Raw genomic sequence first — 24,466 nt, forward strand, 5'->3', positions numbered from 1 at the left:
TATAGGCTCGACAAAAACTCTATATATCAGATTCAAGTAGCAGGACTATCATTTCGAACAATAGTTTCACTGATAAATCAATATACGTTGTGCCTGGCCATAGATTGGAAATAGTCAAGAAAACACCAAGCCTCTAAATACATAACAGCGCAGATATTCTTAAACCTTAAACTTTAAGCCTTTTCTTAAAAAGGTGTCTATCATCATGAAGCAAGCAAAACTATTATTAACAGCCATTGCTATTCTAACAGTTATTGGAGGAGCATTAGCCTTCAAAGCAAACACTATTAAGTCATTTTACTCAAGTGGCGCCAGTGGAGAATGCGACGAATTCTACACAAATGCAAAATGGGAAGTAGTCTGGATGACAAATCTTCCCGGAGTACGCACTACGTATCTTTCAACTGGTCGTGATCTTGCGCACCCATGTCCTAAGATTATGATAATTACTTCCCCATAAAGAAATACTCCAGCAAGGCGCTTTTAGCACTTAACGTCAAGCTGCCAATCATCAATTGGTAGTTTTATCTATGGCACCAATAAATAAGGTCCCTTTTGGTGTATTAGTGGAAGAATCCAAATCCAATCCGCTATAAACTCCTTTCAACTTCGCCGGCACTCCCTTTGTCATCCATATTGGCGCAGGTTTCCTTTTCAAATAATGATCAAAAAACTGCGCCATGCGGATGCTAAAGTCCATACCTGACTTTCCTTCAATACCATGATCACCAGGATAAACTAACATCCAGGATCTTTTCCCAAGACGGCGCAATGCGGTAAATAGCTCTGTGATATTTGGCAACTGGCAAACTCCATCATCTTTGGTATGAGCCAGTAATATTGGCGTCGAAATTCTATTGGCATTAAGAACTGCAGAATTCTTAATGTAAATTTCTGGTTTATCCCAAAGTGTTGCCTCGCCCATTCTTAGCTGCCCTCCAACATACAGTGCCTGAAAGCTGATTCCTGAAGGCGCTAAACTTCCAAAACCGCTAATCCAATCTCCAATACCGGACACAGAGCAAGCAGCGGCAAACAAATTCGTCGCCGTGATCAAATAATTAGTTTGAATTGCTCCCCAGCTAAAACCTTGCAAACCCATTTTTTTTGCATCAACAAAAGACAATTTTGATAAGTGCTCTACAGCAGACACAATTGCATTATAAGCTCCTTGCATTGGATCACCTACAGTATACTTTATATCTGGACAGAAGACCAGATACCCATTACTAACATAATAAGGAATATTAATATTTCCACCACTAGATAGTTCTGATGGCATTATAAATGCGCGTAGCCCATCCGATTTCCTTTCATAATAATTAAAAATTACTGGATATTTCCTGGTAGAATCAAAATTCTCTGGTTTATAAAGGATTCCCTGTAAAGGAAGGCCGTCAGGAGACTTCCATTCGTGCAACTCTGCTGTGTACCAATTATATCTGACCTGAGGTTGAAAATTGGTCAACCTCCTAAATTTCTTAAAATCTTTTGTAAACCACAAATTGGGATATTCCGCATCACTCATTCTTCTAACAATATAAGCATTAGCGTTCACCGCTTTAACAGGAGAGAAACTGGATCCCTGGGGAATGGCAGTACTGAAAGGTATATCATAGATAAAAGGACCCATTGTTAACAAAACCGGATCTATGCCTCCACTCCAATTGGCAGAAAAAAAGCCATTCTCTTTTGTTTCTGAATTAAAAGCCGTCAAAAAAAGTGGTTCTTTGGAATTAATATCAAGATCCGATAAACTGTTCCATGTTAGTGTGAAAATAATATTCTTCCTTCTTCCATAACTGTTAGTAAGATTAACTGGTGAATGAGCCCCTGTTGGATCTAATAGCCATATATCATTCCTTTCATTCATAACTACACCTGAATCATTTTGAAGCCAACCTTCTATTAATTTTCTATACCCTTCTACCTCCCAATTGGCGTTTATTCCCTTTGTGACATTCCTAATAATTCCCGTACCTATTTCATAGGTGAAATAATCTCTTTTTCTTTCATCAAAATAAATTACATACCGACCAAACGCTGACAGACTAAGGCTTTGATTTTTACTGATTTCGTTAATTAATATTCGCTTTCCGGTTTTAGTTGAAATCAGACATGATGTTGGTATAGACGCCATGTTCCAATCTAGTTCTGAACTGCCCTCATCTTGTTGGTGTATCAGTATAGCTATCGAATCCTGCAATAGTTGATTATCAATAACTACAATCTCATCCCGCTTTTCTAAAGAGAATAACTCTTTCTTTTGTATATCTACTATTGCATTATAAGTTCTCGAGTCATCTTCCAACAATTGCTGCGACTGTAATTTCCTGTCATTAAAACTCCATACATCAGGTAGGGCTGGATCAATACTTTTCCCAAGATATTTCATATCTTCTAATGTAACAAACAGGCGGTTATTATCATTACTGAAACGCAACAACAGGTTCAATTTCAAACTATCGCATTGCAAACATGGTAAACCGGATAAAACTAAGTCAGGTTTATCAGATCCCAATTGATAATACCAAATACCTTCCAAATTGTTGTTTGCACTTTTATCTTTCGCAATAAAAGACATGTTATTACCATCCGTACTGAAGATTACACTGCGTATACCCTCACCCCTATAAATATTAAAGGTATCGCCAGTTATAATATTAGCATAGCACAACACTTGAGAGCCACTTCCACCTTCATTTTCCGCATCCCTTCTCATAAAGATTATATCTTTACGTTTGCCAAAGAAAAAACCAGCTACAGACAAAAAAGAAGACCCTTTGTTGGTGTTGATATTTTGAACCACAAGCTTTTTTTCAGATCCTTTCTGCTGATATGCAAGCCATTTCCCGTCTGGGGATAACTGGTAAGAAGATACATTAACTATGCTATCAAGACCAGAGGTACCGAGCCGAACTAAATAAATTTTGTCTGCCTTTACCAGAATGGCCTGCTTGCTGTCGGAGGTAAATTTAACTCTATCGATATTGTAAAATTCTCTCTTCCAAACTCCTTCTGTTGCTTGAATAATCCAGGTACTACCTCCAGTAACATCATTCTCAATCAAAGAATAAACAAATCTGCCATTGCCTGTTAACACTGCTCCCGTCGGCACCGGCCATCGATTATAGCAGCCTGAGTCAATCAAAAGCTTATCTATTCTACCTGCCGATTTAATTTGTTCTTTGGATGGTTGTTTCTGTGCAAAAGAATATACTTTGACTAATCCCAAAAATGCTAGAAGACTTAAAAATCTCATGACTTAATTTTTACCAGATTAGCTAATGGTTACAAAACAAATTAAAACTTATTGGGAGATTCAGCCAGATAAGCCTGATGCTGAAGTAAAATTTCATCCGTCTCTCTATATTTAGTTATTTAAAGTAGGCTGCAAAATCTTACCGAAATTCCCTCTTTCATCTCTGTTTAAGATGATTAACCCTTCGTCAAATCAATTATACTGAAACACTTTTCTTAAGAAAACGTACTACTTATTCAAACACAAATAAATAAATTAAATATTTACAATTAATTATATATAAAACCAAACAAAAAAACGGGGCGCATCACCCATTCGGTAAAAAAATAACTAACATTTCCTGCTCTACAATCAGGCATCATTCAATTATTGTCCGTTAGTGGTTAGCATCGGTAATGGCATTCTAATACTGTCATCAAGCTCAAGTCCGGTTATAACGCCTTTTTTGCCTGCAGGTATCCCTCTTGTCATCCAAATTGGGGGAAGGCTGTCCATTAAATAATGATCAAAAAATTGCTTCATACGAATACTATAATCTTTTGCTTCACTTCCAGATATACCGTGATTACCAGGATACACTAACATCCAGGATCTCTTATGCAGGCGCCGTAGCGCTGTAAAAAATTCTACAATATTCGAAAACGGGCAGATATCATCATTTTGGGTATGCATTAACAAAATTGGTGTTGAAATTTTATCGACCGAAAAAACCGGGGAATTCTTAATATACTTGTCCTTTAATTCCCATAGTGTACCTCCCATTCTAAACTGTCCTACTTCATACATTCCCTGCAAACTTGCTCCATGCCCCTGCAAACTTCCGTAGCCGCTCACCCAATCCGCCATTCCCGATGCAGAACAAGCAGCAGCAAACAGCCCAGTTCTTGTCACCAGGTAATTGGTCTGAATTCCTCCCCAGCTTCCACCCTGTATGGCCATCTTCTTTGGATTAACAAATGAAAGTTTCATCAGATATAATGCAGCAGAAACTATCGATGCATATGTTCCTTCCATTGGGTCGCCAACAATATAATGGATATCAGGGCAAAATACCAAATATCCATTACTTACATAGTATGGTATACTTATATTACACTCACCTGCTAAGGCCTCTGGACTCAAATAAGCATTTAACGCATCGCTTCTTTTTTCATAATAATGAATGATAACTGGATACTTTTTGGAAGAATCGAAGTTTTCAGGTTTATACAAAATCCCTTTAAGTCTCATTCCATCGAAAGATCTCCAGGAATGTAGCTCCGAAGTATACCAATTATAATATTTCTGAGGTTGTAAGTCACTTATGGCCTTAAATTTCTTAAAATCGGTTGTAACAAAATAATTAGGCGCATCTGTAGCGCTCATTCTTTTTACAATGTACTTCTCTGCGTTCAATGCCTTCACCGGACGAAAACCGTAGAGACTTTGAATACTTCTATTTTCTGTTATGTCATAAACGTAAGGGCCCATTATCAACGAATCCGGATTACCTATACTACCAAGCTTTTTCTTATAAAATCCACCGTCTTTCGTTTCTCTATTAAATGCTGAAATGAAAAGCATTTCGTCAGGTGATAAACAACGCTGGTTATACGGATCCATCGCCAATGTAAAAATCAAATTATGCTCCCTGCCATAAGCATTTGTAAGGTTCAATGGAGGAACCTTTCCAGATGGGTCGATTTGCCAGATGTCATTCCGTCCATAAATAAGAATAGCAGCGTCATTCTTCACCCATCCTCCTATACTCCTATTACGATAATACTCATTACTTTTATCATTTGTCCAGACTTCCTTTATATTCTGCGTAAGATTTCTAATCTCACCTGTTGCTATTTCATACGAAAAATAGTCATCAAGTTCTTTATTAAAGTAAATTATATACCGCTGGCAAGGTGATAATTCAATAAACTTACTGTCGCTTATAAAAGATAGGGACTTTCTTGATGCATTATTTGTTGATACGAGGTACCAATGCACTCTACAACTGGCGTTCCATTTTATTTCTCCCGTTAATCCGTTGCTTTGCTGCTTTCCTATCAATACAAATTCATCCGATCCGTAATTCGGATTAGGTAGTATCAACCATTCATCAGGATATTCCAGTTGAACAATCTTTTCTTTATTAACATCTATTACAGCGGTATAATTACGGAATAAGGGGTTTGTTAGTTGTTGAGACTGAAGCTGCAGGTCGTTATAGCTCCAAACGTCAACTTGTACTGCATTGGAACGCTGCGGTATTTGGGGGATACCTTCTCCTAATGTAATATATAAACGCTGTCGATTCTCACTGAACTTCAATATCCCACTTACGCTCATACCATTTTCAATCCCAATAGAGGAATCGCAAACTAAACTTCTTAAAGAATGACTAGAAATGTCATAGAGACATACTTCCTGACATCGGCTCTTCTCATTCTTTACAATGAAAGCTAGCTGACGGCCTTCACTATCCATCGTAATATTGTCTATTATTCCTCCTCTCCATATACTATAAACCTCACTATTCCCTTCATTGGCGATATTAAGTACCTGCTCCTTTCCGTCCGCTCCAACCTGCAGCAGGATAATGACCTTTCCATTATCGCTTATGTGATAGAACGTAACACCTACATAAGAACTCAGCTTTCCTGTTTTTATATGCCTCAACACCAACTTGTTATCTATTCCTTTTGGGCGAAAAAATAAATAGTCTCCTTTCATTTGGAAAGAGGATACATCGGGATAATAAATAACCCGGGGAGTTCCTAACTCTGCTATCCCCAAACTGTCATTACTATTTTTCCAAACAGCAATACGCGAATTGGATGCTATTGTTATTGCACCAGAGATATACGGTATAACAAACCTCCAACTATTCAATAGAGACCTAACTACACCAGTCCGATATCCCCCAGGTGCATTCTCAATAATATAACAAGCAAATTTCCCATCATTGCTGATCTCTCCTTCCACTACCGAAGCCCACTTATCATAGACACTCGAATCAATCACCCGCTTTAACCCTTTACCTGCTATAGTATGGATGGACTGGCCACGAACCGACGAAAAGAGGGAGTAAAAAGCAATACTCAGGCAAAGGGCTCTTATCAAACGCATAGAGACTAATTAACATAAGTGAAGCAGTAAATTATCACCTGGTCGATTTATTCTTGAAAGTATAAGTTAGTTGCAGCATAAAAAATCGTTGCAGTCCAATAGATTGAACATTCTCAACAAACCCTTCTCCAATAGTTCTGGCGTTAAATACATTCTTATTCAACAAATCGTATCCGTAGAATTTCATCACTAATTGCCTATTAGGCATCAAGGGCTTCGATAAATATGCATTAATAATGGTCGTACTTAAATTATAACCCGCGGTACTTCCGGTATTTAAATTATATCTTACTCTTCCTCCAAGAGAAAGACCCCAAAAAATATTCGCATTCCAATCCAGGGAGAATCTATAATTGAGGTAGGTTTGGTTATTCTGCCCTCCATCTGAATACCTCAGATTACTATAATCAAACGTTACCGCCGGAGAAAGATCAAATTGCTCTTTACAGGAATAAAATAAGCCCACCGACTGCATCGCTGCTACCTCAACGCTGGTTCCATCTTTTCCATTCCAATAATTAACATTCTTATTCAGACGCACTAAACTGGCAAACTTGATAGTGCTTCCCTTTGCCTTAAGGGGGTAACTGGTGTTAACGGATAGTTGCAGCATATAGGCACCACTTTTATTCAACGGCTGGGTAATTTGCCGGGCCAGGGAATCCGTCCATGTTGCGTTGACGATTTTATTACTCAAAAACATACCATTCAACATGATATAAAGGCTTTTCAACGTCTCCACATTTATGCTACTGTATGATAGCAGTAAGCTGTGATTATGGGCCGGCTTTAAATCTCTATTTCCCAGTTGAATAAACAAAGGATTAGCGCTATAAACAATCGGCTGTATCTGGCTCACATCCGGCAATTGACTATTTAAAATATACGAGAAACTTACCTTCCTACCTGCGTCAACGTAATAATTAAAAGAAACATTAGGTAACAGATCAAAACTACGAAGCTTTGTATCTACATGATGACTATAATTGCTATTATTCATATCTCCGATTAAAGTAAAAAGTGAAAAGCTATAGTCATATTTCGTTTTAGAAGTACTTAGTGATAGTCCTCCATAATGATAAAAGGAAACATTCCCTACCGAATTACTTAAACTATCATTAAAGAGCGTATAACTTTTCTTATTTCGATCATAATCAAAAACAGGATTATTAGATGGAGAATTCCTTCGGGTATACACGTACGAAAAAGTCAATGAATGATCTTTCACCGGTTCTGTATACAACAATGTTAATTGCGTATATTTAACAACACTAGACTGGATTCTCTTTTGATTTAAGGTATCCCTTAAAGATTCACCATTCCCTAATATGTAATGACTGCTAGAGACATTATAATTATCGCCCTTCATATCCGCATATCCATTTCCCAATTCTATATTCAATTGTCGTCCTTTCTTTCTGAATTTCTTATCATAGATTAGACTACTGTAAAAATTATTACTCCCCGTACTCATCGTATTATTGATCACTCCATTGTTCAATACATTCGTATGTTGATCTGACATGCTAAAATTATTATCCTGTATATCTTTGTCTGTTTTATAATTAAACAAAACTGAATAGGATAATGTCTGTAGTGAATCTATTTTTAATTCAATCCGAGTATCAATCCTATGACTTACAAAAGAGCTAAGTATGTTAGATTCCTGATCATAGTAGCTTGAGTCAGAAATAAAATTTTGCCTGCTACTTTTCCTTTGATAGTCTTTTTTATTACTCTCTATAATGTAGTTGCTATATATTTTTAATTTGGGACTAATGTCCTCGCTGTAATTCATTCCTGCATTCCAGGATCGGGAAATTCCCTCGCTCTCTTCAATTCCCCCATCTGGATATCCATTTATATTATCGCCTTTGACAAAAAAAGCAATTTGCTGATTTGGAAGAAACCTGTTAGCCATTGTATGCACCGAGAATTTGTCCTTTGATCCGTATGAGGCAGATGATTGTCCGGATACTAGTTTTAATTTATCCTTTCTTATAGTTATATTGATTATCTTCTCCTTTCCACTTTCATTAATATTCTGTGGCGATAATCTATCTTTCTTCCTATCAATTATTTGTATTTTATCTATCAACTCAGACAGCATATTTTTACTTACTAATTTTGGATTATCAACAAAAAAAGGACGGCCATCTACCAGGATCTGTTTTACCATTTCACCGTTAATTTTAATACTTCCATCACTTCCTACTTCCATCCCTGGTATTTTCTTAAAGAGCTCTTCTACCAAAGAATTCTCTTTTGTATGAAAATTATCTGCGCTAAACTCCAATGTATCCCTTTTAATACGAACCTGTTTTTTTATGCCTTTTACCTCAAATTGGGATAAAGTAAAACCAATTCTCTCAAGATCTAAAACACCAAGTTCTATAGAGCTTCTCATCAACTCAGCATTTATTGGATATTCCAAATTCTTGTAACCTAGGTATGAAACCCTCAAAAAATATTTTCCTGGCAAAACATCAATTACAAATGATCCACTCTTATCAGTGTGAGTAAGCAATACTTTAGAAGAGTCCTTAGTACTCAGGCATAAAACGGAAGCATCCGATAGAAATACGGATATTGTATTATCATGAATCCGACCTGTAATTCTGACAGTATTGGATGTCTGCGATCTACCTTGAAACGATAGTAAGGAGATAACAAACAAGTATAATATTTGCTTCATATATGGCATAGCAATAGTCGTAAATTCACTATTTTAATTGCAGTAGAAATGCAGTAGACCACAAAAAGCGTAAAACAACATTTTCAAAAAAATTTTTAGGGAATGAATGCTCATTGCAGTGGATGATTATAATTTTGAATTCAGCAACGAAAGGCCATGATGGTACACGGTTGGCGCGGGTATCTTCAAAAAATACTTAACGTTTAATAGCCATATTGATTCTAAAGTAAAATGCAAACCCTCAAAAATTTAATCCCTTATTAGGAAAAACTATGCGCTATCTTATATTTAGCCTTTTCACTAAGTCTATGCACAGCTTTTATTTATCGGAATAATCCACATCCATAAAAATAATTTCAGGATTACCCGAATAACTCAAAATAACTAATACGTCGATGGATCAAACTAAAAATTCCTTTTATAAAAGTATTGACTCTTTGAAAAATGCCGTAGCAAGCATTGCACTAAAAACAATAGGACACTGAAAACTCCCGTCAATCGATGGTATAAACAGGCCATGGAATATCCTTCCGATCTGTTGGATAAACATCAGTGGCTTATTACTTTAGAATGTTGCTTAGTCGGATCGGCAACAAATTTTATGAATACAGCTTAAATCCTGTAATGGAAATGCAACTGTTTACAATGGGAAAGTACTATAGTACTATTTAACAACTTCAGTGGAATAATAAAAGGAAACGATTAAAATAACTACTATGGCAATAGAAGCATCCAAACTTTTTAACAGAACGATATTCACTGATAATAAATATAAATGGTATTTATGGATTGGGGTTCCATCAATACTTGTTCAACTTACCATATTCAAATACTTTTATCCTTTTGCAGGATTTATTAATGGCGATTCCTTTGTTTATTTAGAATCTGCCTATCATAACTTCTCGATAAATACTTATCCAATTGGATATTCAAAGTTTCTTAGATTATTTAGCGTTTTTACCAAATCAGACACGGCTCTGGTGGCGTTCCAATACCTGCTGTCACAATTTAGTATGCTTTATTTTCTTTTTAGCATATTCTATATATATAATCCATCACGAGTAACCCGGATTCTACTGTTTGCTTTCTTAATTTTTAATCCAGTGTTGCTTTATCTGGCAAATTATGTATCAAGCGATTCCATCTTCTTTTCTCTTAGTCTAATCTGGATAACGCAGTTAATCTGGATATGCTATGAGCCAACAAGCAAAACCATAATTTTAAATGCTATCATTCTGGGACTCCTTTTCACGATACGATATAATGCCTTATACTATCCAATCATACAAGGAGTTGCATTACTAATGACACGGTACAAGCTGTGGATTAAAATAGCTGGATTCTCGTTGAGTGTTGTGCTGATTATGCTTTTTGTACAATTCACCAGTTATAGGTATTATAAATTAACCGAAATTCGCCAGTTCTCACCGTTTACAGGATGGCAGCTAGCAAATAATGGAATGTATGCCTATCGTTTTGTTGATAGCGCACATGTAAAAAAGGCTCCTCCTCGTCTACAAAAAATTGACAGAATGGTAAGGACCTATTTCGATACAACCCGCGATGTAAAAAAGCATCCAACAGAAACGCTTATTGCCAGCACTGTTTATATGTGGGATCCAAAATCTCCGTTATCCCTCTATATGGAAAGCCAATTTAAAAAAGATAGTTCTGCCACCGCACTAAAGAAATGGGCTAGTGTTGCACCAATGATGAAAGAATATGGTACTTTCCTGATACAACAATATCCTAATGAATTTTTTAAATATTACTTAATACCCAATGCCTTAAAATATTATGCTCCGCCCGTTGAATTTCTCAGCACATATAGTACGGGGGTCGACAGCGTTAATTATATGGCTACGGTTTGGTTTGACTATCCAACAAACAAAATTAGGACCCGATTTAAAGATTTCAATGTAAGTACTTTGAACTTCTATCCGGTATTCACAGGTACCATGAACGTTATCCTGGTATTTAGCCTGCTAAGCTTCGTTATTTTAAAGGGGTATAAAGAATACCCTGTATTAAAGACCGGTTTAATACTAGTTTTCTTCTTATGGGCTACAAACTTTGGATTTAGCGTGTTTGCATCTCCAATAGCACTTAGGTTTCAACTATTACCCATAATAGTTTCAAGCTCTTATGCTTTTCTACTAATTGAGTTCTTAGTAATAAAAGCCATGGAAAAAGAGACGAGGTTAAATATTGAACCTGCAGTTGAAATGGAAATAAGATAGCAATATTGATTTATAAACGCAACGTTTAAAATCATTTATCATGACAAAGAAAGATATATTCACAATTGGAGGCATTATTATACTAGGGCTAATTGTATTCGAATGCGCCAGTAAATACATTGGGGCTAGCTATAAAAAGGCTGCTGAACAGCAAAGCGAGAGTTATCCGGAATTAAAAGGTCAGGTATTACCCTCATTTAATCTTTTATTACCTGATAGTGCCACTATAATTGACGTTGCCAAGAAGGAAACAAACAAGTCCACGGTACTCTTTTATTTCCGGCCAGACTGTCCTTATTGCCAAAAAGAAATGACGCAAATTACCCAAGAAATAAAGAAACTGACAGACATACACTTTTTTATTTTTACTCCTTACCCCTTCAAAGAAATGATGGATTTCTATAAGCATTTTGATCTTAAGCAATATCTAAATATTACAATGGGACAAGACTATAACTATTTTTTTGCGAATCACTTTAAGATCGGTAGCGTGCCTTGTATAATGGTATATGGAAAAGACAAAAGGCTCAGGGGTACATTCATTGGAAATATAGCACCAGAACAAATTATAGAACTGGCTAATAAATAAGTTGTTGCGTAACATCAAATAAGGCTGGTTTCAGATTGCAAGCTAGACTAGCCGAAAAATGGAGAAGCCGAAAACCATTACAAAAGAGTAGGCATAATTCAATAATAAAGTTTAGCTTTTTGAATTTAAAAAGCATCTATCATTATGAAACAAGCAAAATTAGCATTAACAGCTGTTGCTATTCTGGCCGTTGTAGGTGGTGCATTAGCTTTCAAGGCAAACACTATCCGTGCATTTTACTCAACTGGTGTTGCTGGAAAATGTGATGCCCTTTTGACTAATACCAAATTTGATGTAACTACAGTAACCACTCCATTGGGTGCTTATACTACAAACCTGTCAACTGCTCCAGATGCAGCTCACGTTTGTCCTAAAATTACAATCGTTCCTGGTAACTAAAATGTTCCATATGTGCAATTATTCATGCACATAGAATATTATCAGAACTTGGGGGTATTCTCTAATGGGGTACCCCCCTTTTGTTTAACAAGTTCAACCCAGAATGCTTTAAAAAAGATTATATCTGTTCTAAATCGGTTAGTTGATTAAAGTAAGTACATAGTTAATGTATTTCTATAGGATCCCAACAGATTAATCTATTTAAATATTCTATTGACACTTCTTTAAATTTCCAATCATGAAAAAGGCAAAAATATTACTATTAGGTGTTGCTATAGCAGCGACTGTGGGTATTGCGTGCGCATATAAAGCAAATACTACCACTACCTTCTTCAGGAATACTGGCGGAGGCCAATGTACCGTACCTCTCATCACAAAATTAACTCTGGCTAATCCATTCGACCCGGAAGCCTTTACAACGCAAATGACAAATTTTTCCGTTCTAACTATTTGTCCGAACACCTATGTTAAAGTAGCAGCCTAGTATCATTAATTATCTTGACTTTTAGAGAAGAATATATCGCCAGCTGCATGGTTCGACAAATCTACGGGAAAATACAGGAGGGACGAATGTTGCGCCTATTTAAGGTAATAACAATATCAACCTTTATCACAATTATTCAGGGCTGACTACCAGTATTAGTTACTGGCTTAACCATTCAACCAATAAATAAATGTGCTTCGCAACATTGTCCCCCCTTTTATTGGTTACTAGAACAATTCATCAAAATAAATATAACTTTTCGGCAGCTTGATATCTATACAAAATCAGCCTAACCAAATAACTTAAAATTAACAATACATGCCAGATTGACATTTGCCATCAATACATTGGTATTTAATGCTAATTTACTCGCAGCTATTGCTCAATCGATGTTGTCGAAAAATGTAATGTTTTAGCTACTCCTCAACTACATAGAATATTTCCAGTAAGTATACTAATCATAACTGCAACACTATTAACAACCGATCCAGATCTCACTCGCAACTGCCATAGCTGCCAGCCTTTTCAACCAGGTAAGGTTATCAAATCTGCATGTTCTTTTTCTCCGATAAATAAAATTAAATTATCTTCTGACAGCTTTATTTATCGGATCTACAAGTAAAGACGCTGTTGGCGTTTTAATTGTAGAATCCAAACTCAATCCCCTATCAATACCTTTTAACCTCGCTGGTATACCTTTCGTCATCCATATCGGCGCTGGCATATCTTTCAGATAATGATCAAAAAATTGCTTCATACGTATACTCATATCCACAGCCTCCCTTCCTTCAATGCCATGATCTCCCGGATAAACCAACATCCACGACTTCTTCCCTAAACGACGTAATGCGGTAAAAAATTCTATCACATTAGAAAACAAGCAACCTCCATCATCCTTAGTATGGACAAGCAAAATAGGAGTAGAAACTTTATCTGCTCCTAATACTGCAGAATTTTTAATGTAGATTTCCGGTTTTTCCCACAGTGTAGCTCCTATTCTCATCTGCGACGTAACGTACATCCCCTGAAGACTATGTCCCTCTGATGTTAAGCTACCGAAACCACTTATCCAGTCTGCTGTCCCTGACACAGAGCAAATAGCTGCGAACTTTTCTGTAACCGTAGATAAGTAATTAGCCTGAATTGCGCCCCAGCTAAAGCCCTGTAAAGCCATCTTTCTAGCATCTACAAAAGGAAGCTTTGATACATGCTCTGCCGCTGATAATATTGCATCATATGTGCCCTGCAACGGATCTCCAATTCGATACTCTATATCCGGGCAAAAGATTAAATATCCATTGCTTACGTAATAAGGGATATTAATATTCCCGCCTCCGGATAATTGTTCAGGCCTTATAAAAGCATTTAATCCGTCTGATTTCTTTTCATAGAAGTTAAAGATTATTGGATATCGATTGGAGGAATCAAAATTTTCGGGTTTATACAAGATCCCTTTCAAAAGAGTTCCATCCGGAGCCTTCCATTCGTGCAATTCAGTTGTATACCAATTATATTTAGTTTGAGGCTGAAAATTGGTTAGCGCTCTAAATTTTTTAAAATCTGTTGTGAACAATAAGTTAGGATAATCTTTAGCACTCATTCTTCTTATAATATAAGCATTAGCTTTCGCTGCTTTCATGGGAGTAATGCCTGATCCCTGAGGAACAGTCATAGAGGGTATATCATAAATAAAAGGTCCCATTGTTAATTGAACCGGATCTCCTATTTGCCCTATTTTAGCAGAAAAAAAACCATTCTCCTTTGTTTCTGAATTTAGGGCTGTTAAAAACAAGGGCTCGTCGGAATCAATAGTTCCATTGAATAAACTTTTCCAGGTTAAGAAAAAAACAATATTATTCCTTTTCCCATAACCATTTGTTACATTAACTGGCTGATGAACACCGGTGGGGTCCAATAACCATAGGTCATTTCTATCCGCTATAACTACCCCTGAATCATTTTTCAGCCAACCCAGGATATCTGGTCCGTTATTTTTTTCCCAATTACTGTTTGCTCCCTTTGAAATATTCCTAATAACACCGCTCCCTATTTCATAAGTGAAACAGGCATTTTCATTCATGTTATAATATATTAAATATTTGCCATACGAAGATAGCTTTAGACCTGGTATTCTACCAATCTCATTAATCATTATACTCTTTCCAGTTTTTGTGGAGATTATATATGATATTGAACTAGAAGCTGGGTTCCAATCTGCTTCCCAAATGCTATTATTTTCTCTATAGGTAACCATAGCAATTGAGTCTTGCAGTGGTGGGTAATTAATATCTGTGACCTCATGTTCACTTTCTAAGCGGAACAACTGCTTTCTTTGAATATCTATGACGGCGCTATAAGTCCTGGAATTATCTTTCAATATCTGTTCTGATTGCAATTCCTTATCATTAAAATTCCACACCTCTGGCAGAGAAGGATCAATACTCGGCTTTGTATTAACGTATTTTTTCTTCTCCAAAAGAATAAAAAGACGAGTATTATCGGTACTGAAACGTGAAATCTGGCTCAACTTCAAATCATCATTTTGTATACCTGCAATACCCGACAGTATAAACTGAAGTGTACCTGATCCAAATTTGTAATACCCAATACTGTCTAAACTGCCAGCGCTATTTTTATCAGTTGAAATGAACGCCAAGCAACTACTATCGTTACTAAGAACTATACCTTTAAACTCAGTGCTTTGCCAAATAACAAATGGGACTCCGTTATCAGCATTAACACAGTATAAGGTTTGTGAGTTCCTAATAACATTATTTTTCGTATCGTTTGTAACAAAAACAATCTCTTTACTACTTTTGAATAAATAGTCTACAACAGAAAAAAAAGAAGTACGCTTCTGTGTTTTAAAATTTAACACCACAAGTCTTCCTTCAGGATCCTTTAGTTGACATGCCATCCTTTCCCCATCAACAGATAGCTTATGTGAATTAACGTTTACTAAACTATCAAGACCTGATGTACCAAGGTTGACGATATAAACTTTGTCTGACTTGGTAACTATTGCCCGCTTACTGTCTGCAGTGAATTCAACTCCGTCAATATTACCAAACTCTCTTTTCCAAAGTCCCTCCGTGGCTATAAGAACTAAGGTTCTAATACCTTCATACTCGTTCTCAATAAAAAAAAAGGCGAACTTTCCATTGTCGGATAACGCCCCCGATTGAGGAACTGGCCATCGACCAAAACATGATGAGTCAATTAAAATTTTATCCTTTATAAGAGGAACTCTAATATTCTTTTTTGACTTTACATTTTGTCCAAAAGAATACCATTGGATTAACATAAAAAGAGAAAAAAAACTAAGAAATCTCATGCTTTAATTTTTATAAAATCAGTTAATGGTCACAAAACAACACTATTAATTTGTTTAGGAAATGTTCCTAATTGACAATAAAGACACTAATAATCTCAATCAAATTCCTATCCTCCCTATTACATCCTTTTTGCAAGCCCTATTTGCAATCTGGTAATCTAACAAAACATACTGCAATTAGCCTGCTTTCTACTTACCGACTAAGAAAGAAAAGCCAATTAATTCCATCATCTTAACTGTTCATATTTCGCGCACCAGATGGTTAAATAACACTTCTAAAACACATCTAACCAGACAAACGTACTAGTATTATCTACGCAAAACATTAAAATGTTAATTTATATAATATTACATATAATATATTATACGTATTCAAATATAATGGACAATTCAAATAAGATAGGATATAATTCTAATAGTACGATTCATCCTATAACGTGTAATAGGTAAAAGAGAACTGTATTAAGCCACAACCAAAACTGCTCCAGGCACCAAATTTTAAAATTCAGTTTATGAAAAAGCCGATAACTATTTCATTAGTTAAAATGCTCTTAATATTAACATTAGTAATAGAATCTAACACTGCACGATCATTCGCCAGCCACAACTGGCAAATGCGTACGGTTACCTTAACTGCCAGTCATGTTTCCATGAGATATGTATTCGAGAATATATATCAACAAACAGGGCTGGTTGTTAAACTCAATAATTCTGTTAAGGATTTAAATGATGCACAAATTATAAGTGTAAACTTTAAACAAACGGAGATTCCCGAAGTAATGGAATTCTTGCTAAGCAACAGAAAGGATATAAAGTTTCTATTAAAAAACAAATCAATTATTGTATACAAGGATGGTGCTACCTCTAACCAAATTTCAGTATACAACAATCCAGCTGATACCTCCCGCTCTATATTTCCAGTTAGTGGCAGAGTAACGGATCAGGCAGGCAACCCTCTCCCAGGGGTCAGTGTAACACTGAAATACTCGAACAAAGGCGCCATAACAAATGATGATGGAAGATTCTCATTTCCAAATGCTGATAAAGGCGAGATCGCTATTTTCAGATCCATAGGCTTTTTATCCAAAGAAATGCCTATAAAAAATAACACCTTATTAATACAATTGGCGCCTTATATTGGCAAGTTAGATGAAACTGTTGTTATTGCATATGGAACAACAACTAAAAGAAAGAATACCGGAAATGTAGGCACCATAAAAGCAGCCGATATTGAAAAACAGCCTGTAAACAATCCCATATTGGCACTACAGGGAAGAATACCTGGTATTTTCATTACTCAAACATCCGGACTCTCGGGAGCTGCTGTAAACGTACGAATTCAAGGAGAAAATAGTCTCCAAAATGGGAACAATCCGCTTTATATAGTAGATGGAATCCCATATACATCCGAGTTACTTCCCTCCATGTCCACAAACAACTATGGTATAATAAGTAATGGAAGCCCTCTAAATTTCCTTAGCTCCAGTGATATTGAAAGCATAGATGTTTTAAAAGATGCAGACGCCACTGCCATTTATGGATCCAGGGCAGCCAATGGCGCCGTGCTCATCACTACTAAAAAAGGAAAATCAGGGAAAAGCAAATTAGATGTTAACGTACAAAACGGATGGGGGCAATTAACACGAAAAATGCAGTTGCTGGATACAAAGCAATACTTACAAATGCGAAATGAGGCAAAGAAAAACGATGGGCAACCTATAAATCCAACTGATTATGATATCAATGGTGTCTGGGATACAACTAAATCTACAGACTGGCAGAAAGAACTGCTAGGGAATACTGCACATTACACAGATATACAAGGCAGCATTTCCGGAGGCAATACCAATACCCAGTTCCTGATTGGCGGAACATTTCATAAAGAAACAACCGTGTTTCCAGGCGACTTCGCAGATCAGAAAACATCCTTCCACTTCAATATTAACAACACATCTACTAATCAAAAATTTCGGCTACAGGCATCTGGTAGCTATTTAGTTGACAAGAACCGACTTCCCAACACAGATTTAACAAATTATGCTCTTACTCTCCCTCCTACTGCGCCACCTTTGTTCACTAAAGACGGTGGGCTAAATTGGGTTCCGGACGCCAGTGGCAATTCAACATTTTACTATAATCCGGCAGCATATCTTTATAATATCTATAAGCTTAATACATCCAATCTAATAGGCAATGCGATTGTTAGTTATGAAATAGTACCTAGTCTGGACGTAAAAACAAGTCTGGGATATACCAGAATTCTATCAGATGGAACCATTGCAGTGTCTTCGCTATCCAACCGGCCTGAATATAATGCTTTATACAACCTTCGATCAGCCAGCTATAGTAATAGTGGCATCTCCACCTGGATTATTGAGCCCCAATTGACATACGTCCGTGAAATAAAAAAGGGAAGAATCGATGCTCTTTTGGGAACTACTATACAAGAAACAAATAGTAACCAGGTTCAATTTTACGGTTCCGGATATCTAAGTGATGCTGTTCTGGAAGATATTCATTCGGCACCTCAGCTGTATGTTGTGTCTTCCGTCGCTACTCAATATAAATACAATGCATTATTCTCCCGCCTAAAATATACCTATGATGATAAATATATTATTAGTTTGAATGCACGACGAGACGGCAGTAGCCGATTTGGTGACAAGAACCAATTTCATAATTTTGGCTCTGCTGCACTTGCCTGGATTTTCTCCGGTGAGAAATTTGTTGAAAACGCCCTCCCATTTATAAGCTTTGGCAAATTGAGAGGAAGTTATGGATTAACAGGAAGTGACCAAATTGGCGAATACCAGTTCCTTAACCTGTATGCTCCTCTTGATCAAATAGCTGTTCCTTATCAAAATGTGCTTGGACTCAGTACCCAAAATTTAACTAATCCATACTTAGCATGGGAACAAACTAAAAAATTACAATTTGGCCTTGAGCTTGGGTTATTAAAAGACAGAATTCTTTTCTCCGTCAACTATAACCATAACAGATCTTCTAATCAGTTACTATCATACGTATTACCTGTTTTCGCCGGATTTCAATCTGTATTAAAGAATTTTCCAGCAACTATACAAAATACAGGATGGGAGTTCTCTCTGTCCACCAAAAACATAAGCACGAAGAATTTCATTTGGTCAAGCGATATCAACTTAACGATCCCGCAGAACAAATTAATTGATTTTCCAAATCTTGAAAGAACCGCCTATTTTACTCGGCTGAAAGTCGGACAGCCAGTGATGAGTACCAAACTATATCACCTCCTGGGAGTAGATCCTACAACAGGACAATATCAATATGAAGATAGTAAAGGTAATCCTACATTTAATCCGGACTATGTAAATGATCGATCAGTATTCATGAAAACATATCCCGACTTCTATGGCGGACTTCAAAACAATTTCAAATACAAAAATTTCGAGCTTGATATTCTGTTTCAATTTGTAAAGCAGAAAGGAATAGGTTACCAATATGGCACAAGCAATCCTGGCGGCTTCCTTTCTAATATGCCTACAAGTGTATTAGACAGATGGCAGAAACCTGGCGATAAAAATCCAATTCAGAGATTTAATTCTGATGACGCTTTATTTGTCAACTGGGCAAACACTCTATTAAGTGATAAAGCATGGGCTGATGCATCCTATATTCGATTAAAGAACATATCTCTTTCATGGCAAATGCCAACTTCCTGGCGGGAAAAGCTTCATCTTAATGGTTGCCAATTGTTTATACACTGTCAGAACCTTCTAACTTTTACAAAATATATAGGTTTAGATCCTGAAACCACAAATGTAAGCGTACTTCCACCATTACGAGTGGTAGCCATCGGTGGAAAGATTTCCTTATAACAATCGTTCTAAATTTAGGAGAAACTATAATTAGAAAAAAATATTATGAAAACAGCATTCAATACGCGGTATCCATTTTCGACACGGACAAGTATTCGAATAATATATCAGTCAGGAATCAGAAAAAATCTGCTTCTCAAACCTATCATATTTGTACTTATTATAAGTTTATGTGCATGCAAAAAATTAGTTAGTATTGACCCTCCAATTACCAGTACAAATGGTATTAATGTATATAATTCAGATGCAACCGCATCCGCCGTGCTTATTGGTATCTATACAAAAATGACATCTGGATTACGAGGTGGTGGACTTACATCACTGACACTGTTCCCTGGATTATCTGCTGATGAATTGATTCTTTTCGGCGGAGCCAATAGCGGCGCCAGACAATATATCCCCTACTATCAAAACAGGCTCACTAGGTCAACAACCGGAGCAATGGACTTCACGTATAACATCTATCCTATTTTATATATCACCAATGCAGCCATTGAAGGTATTAGCAGCTCTACATCTTTAACACCCAAGGTAAAAAAGCAATTATTGGGAGAAGCTAAGTTTATGAGAGCGTTTTGCAATTTCTATCTTACAAATTTATATGGTGATATTCCTTTGGCAATTACTACAGACTATACAATAAATGCTGTATTAGCTAGATCCTCCCAACAAAAGGTGTATCAACAAATCGTTAGTGATCTGGAAGATGCACAAGCTCTGTTAACGGATAACTACATTGCCGGCAATTCAACCAGCATTACAACTGAAAGGGTAAGGCCCAATAAATGGGCTGCCACCGCCTTATTGGCTAGAACCTACCTGTTTATGGGAGATTGGGTAAATGCTGAAAAACAATCCACCTTAGTTATCAGCAACTCAGTGCAATATAATCTTGATAGCCTGAATAACGCTTTTCTAAGAAATAGTATGGAGACAATATGGTCGTTGCAACCAACTCTTGATCCAACGGCCATTCCAAATACTGAAGATGCTAACCTTTTCATTCTACCGTCTACCGGACCGACTCTCGCTATGAACTATCCTGTATATTTAAGTAATAACGTAATAAATAGCTTCGAAAAAGGAGATCAACGGAAAAATAACTGGATAGACAGTGTTGTTGTAAAAGCAGATAACACTACAAGCAATACCTATTATTATGCTTATAAATATAAACTCAGCGAGGGAAATATTGCTGTTAATGAATATACTATAGTACTACGCCTGGCTGAACAATATCTTATCCGTTCTGAAGCCAGAGCGCAGCAATCCAATACTAGCGGAGCGGCAGACGACTTAAACTTAATCCGTAAAAGAGCAGGACTATCCAAAACCACTGCTAATTCCAAAGAAACGCTACTGGATGCTATCCTACATGAAAGGCAAGTTGAGCTCTTTACTGAGTGGGGACACCGTTGGTTCGACCTCAAGCGGACGCATAAAATTGATGAAGTAATGAGTATTGTCACTCCACAAAAAGGTGGCACCTGGAATAACAATTGGCAATTGTATCCATTTAGAGATCTGGAGTTAGCAAGTGATCCTAATCTCGTTCAAAATCCTGGGTATTAAAAAGAGAGGCTTCTTTGGAAAAATTCACCTTCATTTCTATTTCGTTATCCAAATAATAAGAACAAAAATAAGAAAATGACTAAAAATAATTTAACATGTTTGGCATTTGCGCTCTCGATATCGACTTATGTCAATGCACAAAGTCCTCAAAATATACCTGTCAGCAACTCAGACGCAGGAAGATATAAAATGCAACCCATCCATTTACAGTCCAGATGGGCTAAAGATGTTAACCCCAACAATGCATTAAAAGAATATCCACGTCCACAAATGATTCGTAGTAACTGGGAAAATTTAAATGGCTTATGGCAATATGCCATTACCGATTTAAGTGAAAGTAAACCCATTAATTATTCTGGATACATACTAGTTCCATATCCTGTTGAATCCGCATTATCGGGTGTACAAAAAAAATTAATGCCCAATAATTTATTATGGTATAAAAGGTCTATTTCCAAACCTAAGCTAAACTCTGACGAGCGATTATTCTTGCACTTTGATGCCGTAGATTGGAAAGCGACTATTTACGTTAATGGAAAGGAAATCGGGGAACATACCGGAGGATATCAAAATTTCTCCTTTGACATTACTGACTACTTAAAGTCTGGACAAAACGAACTAATCGTAAAAGTTTTCGACCCAACAGACATGGGCCCTAATCCTCATGGGAAGCAGGTACTTCGTCCTGCAAATATTTATTATACTCCCTCAAGTGGTATATGGCAAACAGTCTGGCTAGAAACTGTCCCAGCTAAACATATTATCGGTTTCAAAACAACTCCTGACATTGACAAAGAAGAGCTTACAATTGATATCAACACCACACCTCAGTCCTCAAACTTAATGCTGGAGGTTTCTGCATTGAAAAATGGGAAAGTAGTAAGTGTACAAAAACAACCTATCTCAGGTTCAAAAGGGGTTGATAAAAATACAACATCGATGTCTCTAAAAATTCATACTCCGGATTTATGGTCGCCTGATAACCCATTTCTCTATGACCTTTCTATAAAATTGCTTAAAGGGAATACTGTTATTGATAAAGTAACAAGTTATTTCGGAATGCGAAAAATCGATATTCAAAAAGATGAAAAAGGAGCAGACCGAATTTTCCTCAATAATAAATACACCTATAACCTAGGGGTACTTGATCAGGGATTTTGGCCTGAAGGCTTATATACAGCGCCTACAGACGAAGCATTGGCTTTTGATATTAAAGCAATGAAATCTATGGGATTTAACACCATCCGAAAGCATATAAAAATAGAACCTAATAGATGGTATTACCATGCGGACAAAATTGGTGTATTAGTATGGCAGGACTTCGTAAATCCTCCACATGGACTTCCGGAAGGATCCAGAGAGATTTTTGAAAAAGAAGCTATGGAGACAATGGACCAATTGCACAACTACCCATCCGTTATCACCTGGGTTCTTTTCAATGAAAGATGGGGAGCATATGATCAAAAAAGACTGACAGAGTGGGTAAAGAAATATGATCCCAGCCGGATAGTAAATGGGCACTCTGGAGAATTATTATATGTGAATGATGAATTAAGGGAACCCGCTGATTCACCTTGGGTAAATAGCGACTTAACTGATGTTCACTCTTACCCTGATCCCAGAAACGCACCTGGACAACCCGGAAAAGCCAGGGTACTTGGCGAATTCGGAGGCGTTGGGGTATCAGTTCCTGGTCATCAATGGGACGACATGCAAGGATGGGGCTATGTACAGGTTCCGCCGTCAGAACTAAAAAAACGGTATACTCATATGATGAGTGATTTAAAAAAATTAGAATCTGAGGGTCTAAGTGGTTCGATATACACTGAACCATACGATGTTGAGGGAGAAGAAAATGGACTACTCACTTACGATAGAGAGATAGTTAAAATACCTGTTAGTGAAATTCGTGAGATCAACAATAACATAGTTCCTCAAATATCTGCAGGATTAGATCCAAAATTCTTTATCGCGGAAAACATAAATACTAAAGACAATGATGACAGATACACCGAACTGCTGCTCTCTTACGAAAAAGGCAAACGTGACTCTGTCTTTCTTAGACGATTACTGTTAATGGCTGCCCGAAAGAAGGACCAGGTCCATATAACAAATATCGGCAGAGAATATATTAATCAATTGATTGATCCATACTCAAAAGAGAATCTGACTTTCATTAATCAAATCACCAGAACAACTAAGGATAAAGGGTTTGAAATGCTCATGTCCAATTCCGAAAAAGTTGACGCTGTTCTAGGTGAAAATACATCAATCTATAAGTTAAAGGCCATTATAAGCGCGGATGACTTGAACCCATATATGGCAGCTAACTACTATACTCCAAATTGGGATAGTTTACAACAAGCATTTCAAACCAAATATGGAACAGTTGGTGAAGAACTAATACTTGGAAAACGTATGTATTACTACGGAACTGTAACAAAGGATTGGAAGAATTATGGAAAATATTTCGTTTTGTATTTCGAAAAAGCACTACACCATCCTGACTTCATGATCAATAATGTTGCCTGGGCTTTATTTGAAAACGTAAACGATCCAAAAATACTTTCTTATGGAGCAGAAGTAATGAAATACTGTATAGAAACATGGGACAAACAAGCACCCGATGCATTTGACACCTATGCTAATTTGCTTCATAAGAGCAATCAATCAGGTGAGGCAATTAAATGGGAAGAAAAGGCACTTCAAATGAAGAAAGGAGCACCAGACGAAAAAGTCTACGCCGAAACTCTCCAAAAAATGAAATCCGGCCAGCCAACCTGGCCTACAAATAACTAAACACATTACGCGGTACATGTGGGCGGATTGGTTTACGCCCCATGTGCACTCATATGGGAACGTCGCTAATAGTCTTATTGGTGACCTTTTTATTAAAATGATCAAAAAATTTAAAATATGATCCTTCCCCTTCTGG

11 protein-coding genes are annotated in these 24,466 nt (G+C 36.8%); 7 read left to right on the forward strand and 4 right to left on the reverse strand.

Translation table 11 applies throughout. From position 1 onward, the window contains the following. Window positions 1–511: 511 nt before the first annotated feature. The 3 genes from J7623_RS01615 to J7623_RS01625 all read right to left on the reverse strand — a co-directional run bounded on the left by J7623_RS01615 (window position 512) and on the right by J7623_RS01625 (window position 8,771). Window positions 512–3,262 (reverse strand): prolyl oligopeptidase family serine peptidase, encoded by a 2,751-nt coding sequence (locus tag J7623_RS01615; RefSeq protein WP_291916457.1) that lies wholly within the window; start codon window positions 3,260–3,262, stop codon window positions 512–514. A gap of 366 nt (window positions 3,263–3,628) precedes the next feature. Further along, window positions 3,629–6,364, reverse strand: a complete 2,736-nt coding sequence (locus tag J7623_RS01620) for a prolyl oligopeptidase family serine peptidase (protein WP_291916459.1) — start codon at window positions 6,362–6,364, stop codon at window positions 3,629–3,631. Between the two features lie 34 nt (window positions 6,365–6,398). Beyond that, window positions 6,399–8,771 (reverse strand): outer membrane beta-barrel protein, encoded by a 2,373-nt coding sequence (locus J7623_RS01625; protein ID WP_291916461.1) that lies wholly within the window; start codon window positions 8,769–8,771, stop codon window positions 6,399–6,401. 1,004 nt (window positions 8,772–9,775) lie between these two features. On the opposite strand from J7623_RS01625, the gene J7623_RS01630 reads away from it, so the two are divergent. From J7623_RS01630 to J7623_RS01645, 4 genes are all read left to right on the forward strand, one after another. Then, the gene (locus J7623_RS01630) at window positions 9,776–11,299 is read left to right on the forward strand and encodes a hypothetical protein (RefSeq protein WP_291916463.1); all 1,524 of its coding nucleotides are present in this window, start codon (window positions 9,776–9,778) and stop codon (window positions 11,297–11,299) included. Window positions 11,300–11,339: 40 nt separating this feature from the next. After that, window positions 11,340–11,888 carry a thioredoxin fold domain-containing protein gene (locus J7623_RS01635; RefSeq protein WP_291916465.1) on the forward strand — a complete coding sequence of 183 codons (549 nt, stop codon included), beginning with the start codon at window positions 11,340–11,342 and terminating at the stop codon, window positions 11,886–11,888. A 144-nt stretch (window positions 11,889–12,032) separates the two neighbouring features. Continuing rightward, entirely contained in the window at window positions 12,033–12,287 is a 255-nt protein-coding gene (locus tag J7623_RS01640) for a hypothetical protein (protein WP_291916467.1), read from the forward strand. 238 nt (window positions 12,288–12,525) lie between these two features. Next, the gene (locus J7623_RS01645) at window positions 12,526–12,771 is read left to right on the forward strand and encodes a hypothetical protein (protein WP_291916469.1); all 246 of its coding nucleotides are present in this window, start codon (window positions 12,526–12,528) and stop codon (window positions 12,769–12,771) included. Window positions 12,772–13,354: 583 nt separating this feature from the next. On the opposite strand, the gene J7623_RS01650 is transcribed toward J7623_RS01645, so the two are convergent. Continuing rightward, window positions 13,355–16,105, reverse strand: coding sequence for a prolyl oligopeptidase family serine peptidase (locus J7623_RS01650; RefSeq protein ID WP_291916471.1), 2,751 nt, complete (start codon window positions 16,103–16,105; stop codon window positions 13,355–13,357). 512 nt (window positions 16,106–16,617) lie between these two features. Between J7623_RS01650 and J7623_RS01655 the strand changes: the two genes are divergently transcribed. From J7623_RS01655 to J7623_RS01665, 3 genes are all read left to right on the forward strand, one after another. Then, window positions 16,618–19,959: a SusC/RagA family TonB-linked outer membrane protein gene (locus J7623_RS01655; RefSeq protein ID WP_291916473.1), complete on the forward strand. Its 3,342-nt coding sequence runs from the start codon at window positions 16,618–16,620 to the stop codon at window positions 19,957–19,959. A 45-nt stretch (window positions 19,960–20,004) separates the two neighbouring features. Beyond that, window positions 20,005–21,531: a RagB/SusD family nutrient uptake outer membrane protein gene (locus J7623_RS01660; RefSeq protein WP_291916475.1), complete on the forward strand. Its 1,527-nt coding sequence runs from the start codon at window positions 20,005–20,007 to the stop codon at window positions 21,529–21,531. A 75-nt stretch (window positions 21,532–21,606) separates the two neighbouring features. Further along, complete coding sequence (locus J7623_RS01665) at window positions 21,607–24,330, forward strand: sugar-binding domain-containing protein (RefSeq protein WP_291916477.1); 2,724 nt, start codon at window positions 21,607–21,609, stop codon at window positions 24,328–24,330. The last annotated feature ends 136 nt before the right edge of the window (window positions 24,331–24,466 follow it).

The sequence above is a fragment of the Chitinophaga sp. genome (assembly GCF_017745275.1).
GTDB lineage: Bacteria > Bacteroidota > Bacteroidia > Chitinophagales > Chitinophagaceae > Chitinophaga.